This window comes from Streptomyces sp. NPDC006384, assembly GCF_042870695.1.
Classification (GTDB): Bacteria; Actinomycetota; Actinomycetes; order Streptomycetales; family Streptomycetaceae; genus Streptomyces.
On the sequence record NZ_JBIAHR010000001.1, the window covers coordinates 219,468 to 237,562 of the forward strand.

Below are 18,095 nucleotides of genomic sequence, written 5' to 3' on the forward strand. Positions count from 1 at the left end.
GTCAGCAGTCGGCACGGCCCCCGTCGGCGCTCGGGACGGGCGGTTCCTGGCCGGTCCGGCGCGGTGCGGGCACCTCCGGGCGCAGCCGGTCCAGCAGCCGCCGGCGTTCCTCGGCGAAGGCCGGGTCGGCCTGGTAGTCGGAGTGGCCGAGGATCGGCGCGGGCAGCGGGTGCGGTTCGGTGCGGCCGTACGTCAGCGGGTCCTTGAGGGGTTCGCGGTCCACGGCGGGGCCGCGGTCGCCGGGCAGGCGCACCGGGCCGCCGATGGGGTCGGTGCGCCGGTGGAGGTTGCGCCAGCAGTCGACGTCCCGGTGCAGGGAGGCGAGCGCGTCGGGGCCGAAGTGGGCGGGGAACCAGCGGCCGTAGAGGCGTTCCAGCGGGGAGCCGTAGGTCAGCAGGGCGACCCGTCTGCGGGCGGAGGGCGCCAGTTGCCAGGCCGCGGCGGCGGCCAGCACGCTGCCCTGCGAATGCCCCGAGATGACCAGCCGTCCGCCGGTGGCACGGGTCCAGGTCGCCATGCGCCAGGTCAGGTCGGGCACCGCGCGCTCCGCGTAGCAGGGCGGCGCGAAGGGGTGGGCAGCGCGCGGCCAGAAGGTGCCGACGTCCCACAGGATGCCGATGGTGCGGCGCGCGGAGGCGTCCTTGTAGGCGCGCCGGCCCCAGGTGACGAAGAGGAGGAAGCCGAGACCGATCAGCCAGGAGCCGAGTGCCTGCGCGGTCTGGGCGGCGCCGTGCACCACGGCGTACGTGCCGCGCGTGGCCTCGGCCGGTGTCCGGCCGGTGGTCAGGGCGCCCACCAGGGCGACCGCGCCCAGCAGCAGGGTGGCGGCGGAGACGAGGGCGACGACGAGGGGCGCCCGGTCGGTGAGGGCGGCCATCGCGCGGGTGAGGGCGATGCGGCGGGTGCGGGCCTCGTCCCCCGGCTCCCCCAGGTACTCGGCCTCCACGGCGGCGCGTTCGGCCCGTGCCAGGCGCCAGGTGTGCCGGGCGAGCGCGGCGCACAGCAGCAGGACGGCCGCCAGCAGCGGCGGGATGACGGACGCCTGCCAGGTCAGCAGGACGGGCGGGCCGTCGATGGACGTTCCGGTGCCGTCCAGCCAGTCGGAGACGCGCTGGGCGACCCCGCCGGACATCACGCCGCCCAGGGCGCAGGCCAGCATGGCGACGGCGGGCCCGCCGAGGCCGCGGACCGCGGTGCGCGGGACGGGCAGAGTGCGGTGCAGCGTGTGGGCGGCCACGCCGAGGGCGACGACCAGCAGGCCCTGGACCAGGGTGATGCCGCCGAAGGTCAGGTCGCCGGGCAGCCGTCCGGCCGACGTCCAGCCGGGACGCGACCAGCCGGCGTGCACCAGGGCGAGGGCGAGCAGGCCGAGGGCGGCGAGCGGGAGACGGCGTACGACGTGCTCGTCCAGTTCGCGGTCGAGGCGGTTCTCGCTGCGTCCCCGGCGGCAGGTCACGGCCACCGCCGTGACCGCGAGGGCGGCGAGCGCGGCCTCCAGGAGCCGGCCGAGCACGTCGAGGAGCACGGGGCCGCCGGGCGCCCGGTCGAAGCGGGCCGCGGGCACGGTGACGGCGGCGGCGACGGTCAGCAGGCCCGCGGCGGTGTGCGCGGCGCGCAGCCGGGCCACCAGGCGCCGCCCGTACCAGAATCCGGGGCGGTTCAGGGGGGCGCGTCCGGTGTCCTCGGCCGGGTCGGTGCCGCGGTCCATCGGCTGCTGCGACTCGTACGCCCGCCAGGTGCGCAGGGACAGGTACCAGAGCAGGCCGGTGAGGGCCGCGGGCAGGGCGGCGGCGAGGGCGAGTCTGCGGCCGGGCCGGCTCCACCAGCCGGCGTCGGGTTCCGCCGGTGACAGGAAGTCCAGCCAGGAGTGCCGCGCGGCGCACGCGGGGGTGCCGGCGCACTGCCAGGCCACGAGGTCGAGGGCGACCTCGCAGGCCGCGGCGGTCAGCAGCACGGTGAGGGACAGTCCCGTGAGCCGGACCAGCAGCCCGTAGAACCTGACCGTCCGGACGCGGCCCCGCGCGCCGGGCCGCATCCAGTGCGCGAGGTTGACCACCATGAACGGCAGGAGCAGCAGCCACAGGGCACGGGTGCCGTTGCCGGAGGTGAGGTTGCACCAGACGTAGGCCTCGGGCACCGGGCGGCCCCGGTAGTCCTCGGGCCGGGACTCCGCGTCGGCGTCCTCGGCGCGCCGGAAGACGGCCGCGACGTGGTCGCCGGTGATCCGCACGGTGCGCGGGTCGTCCAGCATCTCGGCGGGGGTCGTGCCGCCCACGCCGTGCACCAGGAGTTCCAGAGCGGTCCCGGTCTCCCGGCCCGCGGGGCCGCGGGCACCGGGACCGTCGTCGGCTCCGGTCCGTTCCTGCGCCTGTTCCACTGTCCGTGCTCCCCCGTGACGCGTCGTCCGCTGTGACCGTGCGAGCACCAGGATCGCCGCTTCGCGGGCGGCGCACACCCCTCGGTACGGAATCTCCCCGAACCGTGTGACGCGGGGCCCCGGAGCCGGGGCGGGGTGCGCGTTCCGCGGGCGGTGGCGCGTCGCGCGGCGGGGCGTGCGAGGATGGGACGCCCTGCGCGGTGACGGCGAGAGTCCCAGGTCGGAGCGGCTGGGCGGGGCGTGTCGGACGGTTTTGCGGCGAAAGGACCGAGGCGTACGTGAGTGAGAACGCGAACCTCCTCGCGGAGCAGCGGCGCGCCCTGATCCTCGACGAGGTGCGCCGGCGGGGCGGTGTCCGGGTCAACGAGCTGACGCGCAAGCTCGGCGTGTCGGACATGACGGTCCGCCGCGACCTCGACGCGCTGGCCCGGCAGGGCGTGCTGGAGAAGGTGCACGGCGGGGCCGTGCCGGTGGTCGAGGCGAGCACGCACGAACCGGGGTTCGAGGCCAAGTCGGGGCTGGAGCCGACCGCCAAGGAGGACATCGCGCGGGCCGCGGCCGAACTGGTCGCGCCGGGCGCGGCGATCGCGCTGTCGGGCGGTACGACGACGTACGCGCTGGCGCACCGGCTGGTGGACGTGCCGGACCTCACCGTGGTGACCAACTCGGTGCGGGTGGCCGACGTGTTCCACGTGGCGCAGCGCACTTCGGGCGTGCGGCAGGGCGCGGCCACGGTGGTACTGACCGGGGGTGTGCGCACTCCCTCCGACTCACTGGTGGGGCCCGTCGCCGACCGGGCGATCTCGGAGCTCCACTTCGACGTGCTGTTCCTCGGTGTGCACGGCATATCGGCCGAGGCGGGGCTGTCGACACCGAATCTCGCGGAGGCCGAGACCAACCGGCGGCTGGTGCAGTCGGCGCGGCGTGTCGTGGTGATCGCCGACCACACCAAGTGGGGTGTGGTGGGCCTGAGTTCGTTCGCGACGCTGGAGCAGGTCGACACGCTGGTGACCGACGGCGGTCTGCCGGAGGAGGCGCGGGCGGAGATCGCGGAGCATCTGCGGCTGGTGGTGGCGGGCGAGCCGGAGGGCACCGACTGACGGTGCGACACCGTGCGCCCGGCCCGCCCGGGGCCGGGGGCGGGCCTTCCCCGGCGCGGTCCTGTCGCCGGACCGGCGGCCGGCCGGGACGTGACCCGGCCCCCGTCGCCGGTCAGCCGGGCCAGGCGCCGGTGCGCAGCAGGGTGTCGATCGCCGCGGTGTACGGCGCGATGTCCAGGCCCTGTCCGGCGAGCCACGTGTCCGAGTAGTACTTGTCGAGGTAGCGGTCGCCCGGGTCGCACAGCAGCGTCACCACGCTGCCCTGGCGTCCCTCGGCCACCATCTCGGCGACGATCTTCAGGGCGCTCCACAGTCCGGTGCCCGTGGAGCCGCCGGCCTTGCGGCCGATGGCCCGCTCCAGGGCGCGTACGGCCGCGACGCTCGCCGCGTCGGGCACCTTCATCATGCGGTCGATCGCGCCGGGCACGAAGCTCGGTTCCATGCGGGGCCGGCCGATGCCCTCGATGCGGGATCCGCAGTCGCAGGTGACGTCCGGGTCGCCGGTGGTCCAGCCGTCGAAGAAGCAGGAGTTCTCCGGGTCGGCGACGCAGATCCGGGTGTCGTACTGCATGTAGTGCACGTAGCGCGCGAGGGTCGCCGAGGTGCCGCCGGTGCCGGCGGTGGCGACGATCCACGCGGGCTCGGGGAAGCGCTCCAGCCGCAGCTGCCGGAAGATCGACTCGGCGATGTTGTTGTTGCCGCGCCAGTCGGTGGCCCGTTCCGCGTAGGTGAACTGGTCCATGTAGTGGCCGCCGGTCTCGGCCGCGAGGCGGGCCGACTCCTCGTACATGGTGCGCGGGTCGTCCACGAAGTGACAGCGTCCGCCGTGGAACTCGATCAGGCGGATCTTCTCGGCGCTGGTCGTGCGCGGCATCACGGCGATGAAGGGGACGCCGATCAGCTTCGCGAAGTACGCCTCGGAGACGGCCGTCGAGCCGCTGGACGCCTCGATCACGGGCCTGTCCGGCCTGATCCAGCCGTTGCACAGGCCGTAGAGGAACAGCGAACGGGCGAGCCGGTGCTTGAGGCTGCCGGTCGGGTGGGTCGACTCGTCCTTCAGATAGAGGTCGATGCCCCACCGCTCGGGCAGCGGGAAGAGGAGCAGGTGGGTGTCGGCGGACCGGTTGGCGTCGGCCTGGACCTTGCGCACGGCTTCTTTCAGCCAGGCCCGGTAGTCGGCGTCGCTGTGGTCGACGTCGAGGGTGACGCCGGTCCGGTCCTGCTGGGGGCTGCTCACGAAAGGGGCTCCTTAGGCTGCGCGCCGACGGCGCCCGGCGCGGTCGGCAACACCGATCATAAGCACCTGCCGCACGCTTCTCACCTGCATAAACACGTCTTTGGCCGCCTCAAAGCCGCCCTGGGGGGCGGGTTGTGGACCCGTGGGGGCGCATTCGCGCGAGTGCTCCGGGCGGCCCGGGAAAGGGACGGCGCGTACTGGTGCTCGGCGCCGGGTGCGGGCAGACTTCACCCGGCGGGACCCCAGGTCCCCGCCGGGGCGCACACTGGAGCACGACACGAGCCGGTACCGGGCTCTTCGCGGTGCCATGATCCGGCTCACCGACGCGCACGAGGGGGCGACGGCATGGCGGAGCCGGAGTTCAGGGCCACGGGGGTGCGGATCGGCAGACGGCTGCGGTCGCTCACCCGGGCCGGTCAGGTCCGGATCAGCGGCGGCCGGCTGGAGTTGCTCACCAGTCACGGCACCGAGATAGACAGCGCGCCGGTACAGGTGGTGCGCGCCTCCCGCCCCTGGTTCGTGTCCGGGGGCCGGGCGCTCGCCGACCTCGACGGCACGCGGTATCTGCTGACCCTCGGCGGGGGCGACACCGCTCCCGGCGAGCCGGGCCCGTCCGCGGCACGCCGTTTCGTCGAAGCGGTGCGCAGGGCGGCGGGGCGCAGCGGCTGAGATGTCCGTGACTTGCGTCACTCCACCCCTTGCGCCACTCTGGTCTCACGTCACTCTGGGTTTACCGGCGATAACGCTGCGAACCAGCCCGCCGGCCATGACAGCAGGCGGCGATGCGCCGCGTGCGCCCTGCTGGATCCGAACTCCGTGTTCTTCCGGACCTCTATGTCGGGGAGTCGCAGCCGTGATCAGTCACCCAAGCAGACACTGCGCGGTGGAGCTCCAAGCCCTGCCGTCGCGGATCGGCCAGGTCCGCAGAATCGTATCTGCGCAATTGCGCTACTGGCATATGGACTCCCTGATCGACCGGGCGGCGCTCGGCGTGACGGAGTTGCTGACCAACGTCCATCTGCACGCCACACCCGACAAGACGTGCACCGTGGAGCTGGAGCTGCTCCTGGACCGTCTCACGGTCTCGGTGCGCGACCACGATCCGCATCTGCCCGTCGTGGACGACGCCGAGCCGCTCGCGACCTGCGGGCGCGGCCTGTCCATGGTGGCCGCGATGAGCGAGAGCTGGGGCGCCCGGCCGGACGGTGAGTCCGGCAAGGTCGTGTGGTTCTCCCTCCCCGTCGCCACCGCGCCGCCCGCCGCGGGACGCCCGCCGCGCCTCCTGGTCGAGGAGATGCCGGCCGCCGTGTTCGCAAAGGCCGGACAGGTCGCCGCGCCGGGCGGACCGCAACCCGCTCCCGCCCGGTCGGCCGTTGCCGGCTGACCGGGCGGTGACCGCCCGCTGCCGCGGGCCGGGCGCGTCCGGGGCCGGGTGAGTTTGCCCGGCCCCGGACGCGCCCGGTGAGCGGTGGCCCGGTCCCCCGACGCGGCGCGGATTCCCCGGTGTTCGGGGCGGTGGTGCCTCGGTGTGTGCTCCCGGTCGACGTGTGTCACGGCGTCCGAGGACGCCACACCTCGCGGGGCCCCGGTGAAACGGGCGCCCCGCAACGGGCGTGCCGAGCGGCGGGTGGAGAGGCAGCTGACGGCGGAGCTGAAGAAGGTGCGGGGCAAGGAGGGCATCCTCTTCAGGCTTGCCGACGCGGCGATCGGTAAGCCGGACGAGATCGTGCGTACGGCGCTGTACCCGGTGATCGGGGAGAAGACGCTGCGCGACCTGGTGGCGGAGGCCAAGGCGAAGAAGGTCTTCAAGGCCAAGGTCCGCACCACCCTGCGCTCCTCCTACAGCTCGTACTACCGGCAGATGCTGCCGCCGCTGCTGAAGACGCTGGGCTTCAAGTGCAATAACACCGCCTACCGGCCGGTGATGGACGCGCTCGCGCTGCTGGAGAAGTACGCCGGCGTCGACGGCAAGACGCGCTTCTACGACGCCGGCGACGTGGTGCCGATGGACGGCGTCGTACGCAAGGACTGGCGCGAGACCGTCGTCGACGAGAAGGGCAAGGTCGAGCGGATCCCGTACGAGCTGTGCGTCCTGGTGGCGCTGCGGGAGGCAATCCGCCGCCGCGAGATCTACGTCGACGGCGGGAGGCGTTGGTGCAACCCGGAGGACGACCTGCCCGGCGACTTCGAGGCCACCCGCACCGTGCACTACGCGGCGATCCGCCAGCCCACGGACCCCGCTGAGTTCATCAGCGGCCTGAAGCGGCGGATGACCGACGGCCTGGACCGGCTGTCCGGGGCGCTCGCGGACGGCTCGGCGGGCGGGGTGAAGGTCACCACCCGCAAGGGGCGAGCCCTGGATCACCGTGCCGAAGCTGGACAAGCTGGACGAGCCCACGGGCCTGACGGCCCTGAAGGAGGAGGTCGTACGCCGCTGGGGCGTGCTCGATCTGCTGGACGTGCTGAAGAACGCCGACTTCCTCACCGGCTTCACCGACGAGTTCGCCTCGGTCGCCGCGTACGAGCGCATCGACCGGGCCGTCCTCCAGCGCCGCCTGCTGCTTGCCTTGTTCGCGCTGGGCACCAACATGGGCATCCGCGCGATCGTGGCGACCGGCGAGCACGGCGAGAGTGAGGCGGCACTGCGGCACGTGCGCCGGCACTTCATCACCGTCGACAACCTGCGGGCCGCCGTGACGAAGCTGGTGAACGCCACCTTCGCCGCCCGGGACACCGCATGGTGGGGGCAAGGGACGGCGTGTGCGTCGGACTCGAAGAAGTTCGGGTCCTGGTCCTCGAACTTCATGACCGAGTACCACGCCCGTTACGGCGGCAACGGCGTGATGGTGTACTGGCACGTCGAGAAGAAGAACGTCTGCATCTGCTCCCAGCTCAAGAGCTGTTCGTCGTCCGAGGTCGCGGCGATGATCGAGGGCCTGCTGCGGCACTGCACGGACGCCGAGATCGAGTCGAACTACGTCGACACCCACGGCGCCTCGGTGGTCGGGTTCGCCTTCACCGAGCTGCTCAACTTCCGTCTGCTGCCCCGGCTGAAGAACATCGGCAGCATCCGCCTGTACCGCCCGGACGACTCCCCGCCCGGCTGGCCGGCGCTCGGCGCCTCGCTGACGACCCGGGCCATCAAGTGGGACCTGATCGCCCAGCAGTACGACCAGATGGTCAAGTACGCCACCGCGCTCCGCCTGGGGACGGCGGAGTCGGAGCAGGTGCTGCGGCGCTTCACCCGCGGCGGGCCCAAGCACCCCACGTACGCCGCGCTCGAAGAACTCGGCCGCGCCGTGCGCACGGTCTTCGCCTGCGACTACCTCGCCGCCCCCGGCCTGCGTCGGGAGATCCACGGCGGGCTCCAGGTCGTGGAGTACTGGAACAGCGCGAACACCGTGCTCCACTACGGCAAGGACGGCGCGCTGACCGGCCCGGACAAGGAACACGCTGAGACCTCGATGCTCGCCCTGCACCTGCTCCAGTCCGCGCTCGTACACGTCAACACGCTCCTGGTTCAGCAGATCCTCGCCGAACCGGCCTGGGCGAAGAAGCTTTCGGACGAGGACCGGCGGGGCCTGACCGCGCTGTTCTGGTCGAACATCAACCCGTACGGCACCTTCCGCCTGGAGATGGACAAGCGGCTCGACCTCGCGCCTTCCCTGTCCGTTCCCCGCCCCCGCACCCCGGCGGACGCCGTCGGCCACGTCCTGGCGGAGTCGCGGTGAACCCCGTGCTGTCGGGCCGGTGCATCTACAGCGCCGAGCGCGTCTACGTCGACGAAGCGGGTGTTGGACACGAGGTTCTGCACCTGTATGCCACCGGCCACACCACTACCGGCACGCCCATGGACGCCTCGGACTGGCCCGAGGACCTCGACCTGTGGCACCTGGTGTTCGACTTCGACGAGGACGGCCGCGCCATCGTTGCCCCTGCCTCGTTCGACGAGCGATGGACCTGCCGCCCGGAGCGGTGGGACCCCTCACTGTTCTGGCTAGGTCCACCGTCCCCGGTGATCACGCTCGGGGATGACCAGCCCCCGCCGACGGCCGGTGTGATGCGGCAGGGAGAACTCCATGTCGCGTGTGAAAGCGGATGTACGGCCCGGGCGCTGAGTTCCGCGGAGCCCTCACCGAGTTCCGTGCGGAACGCCACCGCCACCATGCCGCCCTGGCCCAGATCGAGGAGGCAAAGGCCCGCAGGGCCGGGATGCTGGCCGAGCTCGACCGGCTCGAAGCCAAGATCGGGGACCTTCTTGTCGAGGACCTGCGCAGGCGGGGGCCATGCTGGGCGGTTGGAGGAGATGTGCGCGAAGCGCGCCGGGCCATGGCCCGGCGCGCTTCGCGCACATCTCCTCCAACCGCCCAGCATGGCCCCCGCCTGCGCAGGTCCTCGACAAGAAGGTCCCCGATCTTGGCTTCGAGCCGGTCGAGCTCGGCCAGCATCCCGGCCCTGCGGGCCTTTGCCTCCTCGATCTGGGCCAGGGCGGCATGGTGGCGGTGGCGTTCCGCACGGAACTCGGTGAGGGCTCCGCGGAACTCAGCGCCCGGGCCGTACATCCGCTTTCACACGCGACATGGAGTTCTCCCTGCCGCATCACACCGGCCGTCGGCGGGGGCTGGTCATCCCCGAGCGTGATCACCGGGGACGGTGGACCTAGCCAGAACAGTGAGGGGTCCCACCGCTCCGGGCGGCAGGTCCATCGCTCGTCGAACGAGGCAGGGGCAACGATGGCGCGGCCGTCCTCGTCGAAGTCGAACACCAGGTGCCACAGGTCGAGGTCCTCGGGCCAGTCCGAGGCGTCCATGGGCGTGCCGGTAGTGGTGTGGCCGGTGGCATACAGGTGCAGAACCTCGTGTCCAACACCCGCTTCGTCGACGTAGACGCGCTCGGCGCTGTAGATGCACCGGCCCGACAGCACGGGGTTCACCGCGACTCCGCCAGGACGTGGCCGACGGCGTCCGCCGGGGTGCGGGGGCGGGGAACGGACAGGGAAGGCGCGAGGTCGAGCCGCTTGTCCATCTCCAGGCGGAAGGTGCCGTACGGGTTGATGTTCGACCAGAACAGCGCGGTCAGGCCCCGCCGGTCCTCGTCCGAAAGCTTCTTCGCCCAGGCCGGTTCGGCGAGGATCTGCTGAACCAGGAGCGTGTTGACGTGTACGAGCGCGGACTGGAGCAGGTGCAGGGCGAGCATCGAGGTCTCAGCGTGTTCCTTGTCCGGGCCGGTCAGCGCGCCGTCCTTGCCGTAGTGGAGCACGGTGTTCGCGCTGTTCCAGTACTCCACGACCTGGAGCCCGCCGTGGATCTCCCGACGCAGGCCGGGGGCGGCGAGGTAGTCGCAGGCGAAGACCGTGCGCACGGCGCGGCCGAGTTCTTCGAGCGCGGCGTACGTGGGGTGCTTGGGCCCGCCGCGGGTGAAGCGCCGCAGCACCTGCTCCGACTCCGCCGTCCCCAGGCGGAGCGCGGTGGCGTACTTGACCATCTGGTCGTACTGCTGGGCGATCAGGTCCCACTTGATGGCCCGGGTCGTCAGCGAGGCGCCGAGCGCCGGCCAGCCGGGCGGGGAGTCGTCCGGGCGGTACAGGCGGATGCTGCCGATGTTCTTCAGCCGGGGCAGCAGACGGAAGTTGAGCAGCTCGGTGAAGGCGAACCCGACCACCGAGGCGCCGTGGGTGTCGACGTAGTTCGACTCGATCTCGGCGTCCGTGCAGTGCCGCAGCAGGCCCTCGATCATCGCCGCGACCTCGGACGACGAACAGCTCTTGAGCTGGGAGCAGATGCAGACGTTCTTCTTCTCGACGTGCCAGTACACCATCACGCCGTTGCCGCCGTAACGGGCGTGGTACTCGGTCATGAAGTTCGAGGACCAGGACCCGAACTTCTTCGAGTCCGACGCACACGCCGTCCCTTGCCCCCACCATGCGGTGTCCCGGGCGGCGAAGGTGGCGTTCACCAGCTTCGTCACGGCGGCCCGCAGGTTGTCGACGGTGATGAAGTGCCGGCGCACGTGCCGCAGTGCCGCCTCACTCTCGCCGTGCTCGCCGGTCGCCACGATCGCGCGGATGCCCATGTTGGTGCCCAGCGCGAACAAGGCAAGCAGCAGGCGGCGCTGGAGGACGGCCCGGTCGATGCGCTCGTACGCGGCGACCGAGGCGAACTCGTCGGTGAAGCCGGTGAGGAAGTCGGCGTTCTTCAGCACGTCCAGCAGATCGAGCACGCCCCAGCGGCGTACGACCTCCTCCTTCAGGGCCGTCAGGCCCGTGGGCTCGTCCAGCTTGTCCAGCTTCGGCACGGTGATCCAGGGCTCGCCCCTTGCGGGTGGTGACCTTCACCCCGCCCGCCGAGCCGTCCGCGAGCGCCCCGGACAGCCGGTCCAGGCCGTCGGTCATCCGCCGCTTCAGGCCGCTGATGAACTCAGCGGGGTCCGTGGGCTGGCGGATCGCCGCGTAGTGCACGGTGCGGGTGGCCTCGAAGTCGCCGGGCAGGTCGTCCTCCGGGTTGCACCAACGCCTCCCGCCGTCGACGTAGATCTCGCGGCGGCGGATTGCCTCCCGCAGCGCCACCAGGACGCACAGCTCGTACGGGATCCGCTCGACCTTGCCCTTCTCGTCGACGACGGTCTCGCGCCAGTCCTTGCGTACGACGCCGTCCATCGGCACCACGTCGCCGGCGTCGTAGAAGCGCGTCTTGCCGTCGACGCCGGCGTACTTCTCCAGCAGCGCGAGCGCGTCCATCACCGGCCGGTAGGCGGTGTTATTGCACTTGAAGCCCAGCGTCTTCAGCAGCGGCGGCAGCATCTGCCGGTAGTACGAGCTGTAGGAGGAGCGCAGGGTGGTGCGGACCTTGGCCTTGAAGACCTTCTTCGCCTTGGCCTCCGCCACCAGGTCGCGCAGCGTCTTCTCCCCGATCACCGGGTACAGCGCCGTACGCACGATCTCGTCCGGCTTACCGATCGCCGCGTCGGCAAGCCTGAAGAGGATGCCCTCCTTGCCCCGCACCTTCTTCAGCTCCGCCGTCAGCTGCCTCTCCACCCGCCGCTCGGCACGCCCGTTGCGGGGCGCCCGTTTCACCGGGGCCCCGCGAGGTGTGGCGTCCTCGGACGCCGTGACACACGTCGACCGGGAGCACACACCGAGGCACCACCGCCCCGAACACCGGGGAATCCGCGCCGCGTCGGGGGACCGGGCCACCGCTCACCGGGCGCGTCCGGGGCCGGGCAAACTCACCCGGCCCCGGACGCGCCCGGCCCGCGGCAGCGGGCGGTCACCGCCCGGTCAGCCGGCAACGGCCGACCGGGCGGGAGCGGGTTGCGGTCCGCCCGGCGCGGCGACCTGTCCGGCCTTTGCGAACACGGCGGCCGGCATCTCCTCGACCAGGAGGCGCGGCGGGCGTCCCGCGGCGGGCGGCGCGGTGGCGACGGGGAGGGAGAACCACACGACCTTGCCGGACTCACCGTCCGGCCGGGCGCCCCAGCTCTCGCTCATCGCGGCCACCATGGACAGGCCGCGCCCGCAGGTCGCGAGCGGCTCGGCGTCGTCCACGACGGGCAGATGCGGATCGTGGTCGCGCACCGAGACCGTGAGACGGTCCAGGAGCAGCTCCAGCTCCACGGTGCACGTCTTGTCGGGTGTGGCGTGCAGATGGACGTTGGTCAGCAACTCCGTCACGCCGAGCGCCGCCCGGTCGATCAGGGAGTCCATATGCCAGTAGCGCAATTGCGCAGATACGATTCTGCGGACCTGGCCGATCCGCGACGGCAGGGCTTGGAGCTCCACCGCGCAGTGTCTGCTTGGGTGACTGATCACGGCTGCGACTCCCCGACATAGAGGTCCGGAAGAACACGGAGTTCGGATCCAGCAGGGCGCACGCGGCGCATCGCCGCCTGCTGTCATGGCCGGCGGGCTGGTTCGCAGCGTTATCGCCGGTAAACCCAGAGTGACGTGAGACCAGAGTGGCGCAAGGGGTGGAGTGACGCAAGTCACGGACATCTCAGCCGCTGCGCCCCGCCGCCCTGCGCACCGCTTCGACGAAACGGCGTGCCGCGGACGGGCCCGGCTCGCCGGGAGCGGTGTCGCCCCCGCCGAGGGTCAGCAGATACCGCGTGCCGTCGAGGTCGGCGAGCGCCCGGCCCCCGGACACGAACCAGGGGCGGGAGGCGCGCACCACCTGTACCGGCGCGCTGTCTATCTCGGTGCCGTGACTGGTGAGCAACTCCAGCCGGCCGCCGCTGATCCGGACCTGACCGGCCCGGGTGAGCGACCGCAGCCGTCTGCCGATCCGCACCCCCGTGGCCCTGAACTCCGGCTCCGCCATGCCGTCGCCCCCTCGTGCGCGTCGGTGAGCCGGATCATGGCACCGCGAAGAGCCCGGTACCGGCTCGTGTCGTGCTCCAGTGTGCGCCCCGGCGGGGACCTGGGGTCCCGCCGGGTGAAGTCTGCCCGCACCCGGCGCCGAGCACCAGTACGCGCCGTCCCTTTCCCGGGCCGCCCGGAGCACTCGCGCGAATGCGCCCCCACGGGTCCACAACCCGCCCCCCAGGGCGGCTTTGAGGCGGCCAAAGACGTGTTTATGCAGGTGAGAAGCGTGCGGCAGGTGCTTATGATCGGTGTTGCCGACCGCGCCGGGCGCCGTCGGCGCGCAGCCTAAGGAGCCCCTTTCGTGAGCAGCCCCCAGCAGGACCGGACCGGCGTCACCCTCGACGTCGACCACAGCGACGCCGACTACCGGGCCTGGCTGAAAGAAGCCGTGCGCAAGGTCCAGGCCGACGCCAACCGGTCCGCCGACACCCACCTGCTCCTCTTCCCGCTGCCCGAGCGGTGGGGCATCGACCTCTATCTGAAGGACGAGTCGACCCACCCGACCGGCAGCCTCAAGCACCGGCTCGCCCGTTCGCTGTTCCTCTACGGCCTGTGCAACGGCTGGATCAGGCCGGACAGGCCCGTGATCGAGGCGTCCAGCGGCTCGACGGCCGTCTCCGAGGCGTACTTCGCGAAGCTGATCGGCGTCCCCTTCATCGCCGTGATGCCGCGCACGACCAGCGCCGAGAAGATCCGCCTGATCGAGTTCCACGGCGGACGCTGTCACTTCGTGGACGACCCGCGCACCATGTACGAGGAGTCGGCCCGCCTCGCGGCCGAGACCGGCGGCCACTACATGGACCAGTTCACCTACGCGGAACGGGCCACCGACTGGCGCGGCAACAACAACATCGCCGAGTCGATCTTCCGGCAGCTGCGGCTGGAGCGCTTCCCCGAGCCCGCGTGGATCGTCGCCACCGCCGGCACCGGCGGCACCTCGGCGACCCTCGCGCGCTACGTGCACTACATGCAGTACGACACCCGGATCTGCGTCGCCGACCCGGAGAACTCCTGCTTCTTCGACGGCTGGACCACCGGCGACCCGGACGTCACCTGCGACTGCGGATCCCGCATCGAGGGCATCGGCCGGCCCCGCATGGAACCGAGCTTCGTGCCCGGCGCGATCGACCGCATGATGAAGGTGCCCGACGCGGCGAGCGTCGCGGCCGTACGCGCCCTGGAGCGGGCCATCGGCCGCAAGGCCGGCGGCTCCACGGGCACCGGACTGTGGAGCGCCCTGAAGATCGTCGCCGAGATGGTGGCCGAGGGACGCCAGGGCAGCGTGGTGACGCTGCTGTGCGACCCGGGCGACCGCTACCTCGACAAGTACTACTCGGACACGTGGCTCGCCGGACAGGGCCTGGACATCGCGCCGTACACCGCGGCGATCGACACCCTGCTGCGCACCGGCGCCTGGCCCGGCTGACCGGCGACGGGGGCCGGGTCACGTCCCGGCCGGCCGCCGGTCCGGCGACAGGACCGCGCCGGGGAAGGCCCGCCCCCGGCCCCGGGCGGGCCGGGCGCACGGTGTCGCACCGTCAGTCGGTGCCCTCCGGCTCGCCCGCCACCACCAGCCGCAGATGCTCCGCGATCTCCGCCCGCGCCTCCTCCGGCAGACCGCCGTCGGTCACCAGCGTGTCGACCTGCTCCAGCGTCGCGAACGAACTCAGGCCCACCACACCCCACTTGGTGTGGTCGGCGATCACCACGACACGCCGCGCCGACTGCACCAGCCGCCGGTTGGTCTCGGCCTCCGCGAGATTCGGTGTCGACAGCCCCGCCTCGGCCGATATGCCGTGCACACCGAGGAACAGCACGTCGAAGTGGAGCTCCGAGATCGCCCGGTCGGCGACGGGCCCCACCAGTGAGTCGGAGGGAGTGCGCACACCCCCGGTCAGTACCACCGTGGCCGCGCCCTGCCGCACGCCCGAAGTGCGCTGCGCCACGTGGAACACGTCGGCCACCCGCACCGAGTTGGTCACCACGGTGAGGTCCGGCACGTCCACCAGCCGGTGCGCCAGCGCGTACGTCGTCGTACCGCCCGACAGCGCGATCGCCGCGCCCGGCGCGACCAGTTCGGCCGCGGCCCGCGCGATGTCCTCCTTGGCGGTCGGCTCCAGCCCCGACTTGGCCTCGAACCCCGGTTCGTGCGTGCTCGCCTCGACCACCGGCACGGCCCCGCCGTGCACCTTCTCCAGCACGCCCTGCCGGGCCAGCGCGTCGAGGTCGCGGCGGACCGTCATGTCCGACACGCCGAGCTTGCGCGTCAGCTCGTTGACCCGGACACCGCCCCGCCGGCGCACCTCGTCGAGGATCAGGGCGCGCCGCTGCTCCGCGAGGAGGTTCGCGTTCTCACTCACGTACGCCTCGGTCCTTTCGCCGCAAAACCGTCCGACACGCCCCGCCCAGCCGCTCCGACCTGGGACTCTCGCCGTCACCGCGCAGGGCGTCCCATCCTCGCACGCCCCGCCGCGCGACGCGCCACCGCCCGCGGAACGCGCACCCCGCCCCGGCTCCGGGGCCCCGCGTCACACGGTTCGGGGAGATTCCGTACCGAGGGGTGTGCGCCGCCCGCGAAGCGGCGATCCTGGTGCTCGCACGGTCACAGCGGACGACGCGTCACGGGGGAGCACGGACAGTGGAACAGGCGCAGGAACGGACCGGAGCCGACGACGGTCCCGGTGCCCGCGGCCCCGCGGGCCGGGAGACCGGGACCGCTCTGGAACTCCTGGTGCACGGCGTGGGCGGCACGACCCCCGCCGAGATGCTGGACGACCCGCGCACCGTGCGGATCACCGGCGACCACGTCGCGGCCGTCTTCCGGCGCGCCGAGGACGCCGACGCGGAGTCCCGGCCCGAGGACTACCGGGGCCGCCCGGTGCCCGAGGCCTACGTCTGGTGCAACCTCACCTCCGGCAACGGCACCCGTGCCCTGTGGCTGCTGCTCCTGCCGTTCATGGTGGTCAACCTCGCGCACTGGATGCGGCCCGGCGCGCGGGGCCGCGTCCGGACGGTCAGGTTCTACGGGCTGCTGGTCCGGCTCACGGGACTGTCCCTCACCGTGCTGCTGACCGCCGCGGCCTGCGAGGTCGCCCTCGACCTCGTGGCCTGGCAGTGCGCCGGCACCCCCGCGTGCGCCGCGCGGCACTCCTGGCTGGACTTCCTGTCACCGGCGGAACCCGACGCCGGCTGGTGGAGCCGGCCCGGCCGCAGACTCGCCCTCGCCGCCGCCCTGCCCGCGGCCCTCACCGGCCTGCTCTGGTACCTGTCCCTGCGCACCTGGCGGGCGTACGAGTCGCAGCAGCCGATGGACCGCGGCACCGACCCGGCCGAGGACACCGGACGCGCCCCCCTGAACCGCCCCGGATTCTGGTACGGGCGGCGCCTGGTGGCCCGGCTGCGCGCCGCGCACACCGCCGCGGGCCTGCTGACCGTCGCCGCCGCCGTCACCGTGCCCGCGGCCCGCTTCGACCGGGCGCCCGGCGGCCCCGTGCTCCTCGACGTGCTCGGCCGGCTCCTGGAGGCCGCGCTCGCCGCCCTCGCGGTCACGGCGGTGGCCGTGACCTGCCGCCGGGGACGCAGCGAGAACCGCCTCGACCGCGAACTGGACGAGCACGTCGTACGCCGTCTCCCGCTCGCCGCCCTCGGCCTGCTCGCCCTCGCCCTGGTGCACGCCGGCTGGTCGCGTCCCGGCTGGACGTCGGCCGGACGGCTGCCCGGCGACCTGACCTTCGGCGGCATCACCCTGGTCCAGGGCCTGCTGGTCGTCGCCCTCGGCGTGGCCGCCCACACGCTGCACCGCACTCTGCCCGTCCCGCGCACCGCGGTCCGCGGCCTCGGCGGGCCCGCCGTCGCCATGCTGGCCTGCGCCCTGGGCGGCGTGATGTCCGGCGGGGTCGCCCAGCGCGTCTCCGACTGGCTGGACGGCACCGGAACGTCCATCGACGGCCCGCCCGTCCTGCTGACCTGGCAGGCGTCCGTCATCCCGCCGCTGCTGGCGGCCGTCCTGCTGCTGTGCGCCGCGCTCGCCCGGCACACCTGGCGCCTGGCACGGGCCGAACGCGCCGCCGTGGAGGCCGAGTACCTGGGGGAGCCGGGGGACGAGGCCCGCACCCGCCGCATCGCCCTCACCCGCGCGATGGCCGCCCTCACCGACCGGGCGCCCCTCGTCGTCGCCCTCGTCTCCGCCGCCACCCTGCTGCTGGGCGCGGTCGCCCTGGTGGGCGCCCTGACCACCGGCCGGACACCGGCCGAGGCCACGCGCGGCACGTACGCCGTGGTGCACGGCGCCGCCCAGACCGCGCAGGCACTCGGCTCCTGGCTGATCGGTCTCGGCTTCCTCCTCTTCGTCACCTGGGGCCGGCGCGCCTACAAGGACGCCTCCGCGCGCCGCACCATCGGCATCCTGTGGGACGTCGGCACCTTCTGGCCGCGCGCTGCCCACCCCTTCGCGCCGCCCTGCTACGCGGAGCGCGCGGTGCCCGACCTGACCTGGCGCATGGCGACCTGGACCCGTGCCACCGGCGGACGGCTGGTCATCTCGGGGCATTCGCAGGGCAGCGTGCTGGCCGCCGCCGCGGCCTGGCAACTGGCGCCCTCCGCCCGCAGACGGGTCGCCCTGCTGACCTACGGCTCCCCGCTGGAACGCCTCTACGGCCGCTGGTTCCCCGCCCACTTCGGCCCCGACGCGCTCGCCTCCCTGCACCGGGACGTCGACTGCTGGCGCAACCTCCACCGGCGCACCGACCCCATCGGCGGCCCGGTGCGCCTGCCCGGCGACCGCGGCCCCGCCGTGGACCGCGAACCCCTCAAGGACCCGCTGACGTACGGCCGCACCGAACCGCACCCGCTGCCCGCGCCGATCCTCGGCCACTCCGACTACCAGGCCGACCCGGCCTTCGCCGAGGAACGCCGGCGGCTGCTGGACCGGCTGCGCCCGGAGGTGCCCGCACCGCGCCGGACCGGCCAGGAACCGCCCGTCCCGAGCGCCGACGGGGGCCGTGCCGACTGCTGACGCCGGCC

Annotated in this window: 12 protein-coding genes; 6 read left to right on the forward strand and 6 right to left on the reverse strand. The window is 72.8% G+C overall.

Features of this window, described 5'->3' with window-relative positions:
• Nucleotide 1: 1 nt before the first annotated feature.
• A complete protein-coding gene (locus ACFYOJ_RS01000) occupies nt 2-2,377 on the reverse strand; it encodes a hypothetical protein (RefSeq protein ID WP_356552256.1) in 2,376 nt (791 codons plus the stop codon).
• 278 nt (nt 2,378-2,655) lie between these two features.
• Here ACFYOJ_RS01000 and ACFYOJ_RS01005 point away from each other — a divergent pair, with 278 nt between their 5' ends.
• On the forward strand, nt 2,656-3,477 hold the full coding sequence (locus ACFYOJ_RS01005; RefSeq protein WP_356552254.1) for a DeoR/GlpR family DNA-binding transcription regulator: 822 nt from the start codon (nt 2,656-2,658) through the stop codon (nt 3,475-3,477).
• A gap of 112 nt (nt 3,478-3,589) precedes the next feature.
• Here the strand turns inward: ACFYOJ_RS01005 and ACFYOJ_RS01010 are convergent, their stop codons facing one another.
• Nucleotides 3,590-4,714: a PLP-dependent cysteine synthase family protein gene (locus ACFYOJ_RS01010; RefSeq protein ID WP_356552252.1), complete on the reverse strand. Its 1,125-nt coding sequence runs from the start codon at nt 4,712-4,714 to the stop codon at nt 3,590-3,592.
• Nucleotides 4,715-5,059: 345 nt separating this feature from the next.
• Between ACFYOJ_RS01010 and ACFYOJ_RS01015 the strand changes: the two genes are divergently transcribed.
• The 3 genes from ACFYOJ_RS01015 to ACFYOJ_RS01025 all read left to right on the forward strand — a co-directional run bounded on the left by ACFYOJ_RS01015 (nt 5,060) and on the right by ACFYOJ_RS01025 (nt 8,445).
• Entirely contained in the window at nt 5,060-5,383 is a 324-nt protein-coding gene (locus ACFYOJ_RS01015) for a hypothetical protein (RefSeq protein ID WP_356552250.1), read from the forward strand.
• A 184-nt stretch (nt 5,384-5,567) separates the two neighbouring features.
• Nucleotides 5,568-6,098, forward strand: coding sequence for an ATP-binding protein (locus tag ACFYOJ_RS01020; RefSeq protein WP_356552248.1), 531 nt, complete (start codon nt 5,568-5,570; stop codon nt 6,096-6,098).
• Between the two features lie 982 nt (nt 6,099-7,080).
• On the forward strand, nt 7,081-8,445 hold the full coding sequence (locus ACFYOJ_RS01025) for a transposase (RefSeq protein ID WP_356552246.1): 1,365 nt from the start codon (nt 7,081-7,083) through the stop codon (nt 8,443-8,445).
• Nucleotides 8,446-9,643: 1,198 nt separating this feature from the next.
• On the opposite strand, the gene ACFYOJ_RS01030 is transcribed toward ACFYOJ_RS01025, so the two are convergent.
• The 3 genes from ACFYOJ_RS01030 to ACFYOJ_RS01040 form a co-directional block, all read right to left on the reverse strand.
• The gene (locus tag ACFYOJ_RS01030; RefSeq protein ID WP_356552246.1) at nt 9,644-11,008 is read right to left on the reverse strand and encodes a transposase; all 1,365 of its coding nucleotides are present in this window, start codon (nt 11,006-11,008) and stop codon (nt 9,644-9,646) included.
• A gap of 982 nt (nt 11,009-11,990) precedes the next feature.
• On the reverse strand, nt 11,991-12,521 hold the full coding sequence (locus ACFYOJ_RS01035; RefSeq protein WP_356552248.1) for an ATP-binding protein: 531 nt from the start codon (nt 12,519-12,521) through the stop codon (nt 11,991-11,993).
• Nucleotides 12,522-12,705: 184 nt separating this feature from the next.
• Complete coding sequence (locus ACFYOJ_RS01040) at nt 12,706-13,029, reverse strand: hypothetical protein (RefSeq protein ID WP_356552250.1); 324 nt, start codon at nt 13,027-13,029, stop codon at nt 12,706-12,708.
• Nucleotides 13,030-13,374: 345 nt separating this feature from the next.
• Here ACFYOJ_RS01040 and ACFYOJ_RS01045 point away from each other — a divergent pair, with 345 nt between their 5' ends.
• Nucleotides 13,375-14,499, forward strand: coding sequence for a PLP-dependent cysteine synthase family protein (locus tag ACFYOJ_RS01045; RefSeq protein ID WP_356552252.1), 1,125 nt, complete (start codon nt 13,375-13,377; stop codon nt 14,497-14,499).
• 112 nt (nt 14,500-14,611) lie between these two features.
• Here ACFYOJ_RS01045 and ACFYOJ_RS01050 read toward each other — a convergent pair whose 3' ends face one another.
• Entirely contained in the window at nt 14,612-15,433 is an 822-nt protein-coding gene (locus ACFYOJ_RS01050; RefSeq protein WP_356552254.1) for a DeoR/GlpR family DNA-binding transcription regulator, read from the reverse strand.
• Nucleotides 15,434-15,711: 278 nt separating this feature from the next.
• Here ACFYOJ_RS01050 and ACFYOJ_RS01055 point away from each other — a divergent pair, with 278 nt between their 5' ends.
• Nucleotides 15,712-18,087: a hypothetical protein gene (locus ACFYOJ_RS01055; RefSeq protein ID WP_356552256.1), complete on the forward strand. Its 2,376-nt coding sequence runs from the start codon at nt 15,712-15,714 to the stop codon at nt 18,085-18,087.
• The last annotated feature ends 8 nt before the right edge of the window (nt 18,088-18,095 follow it).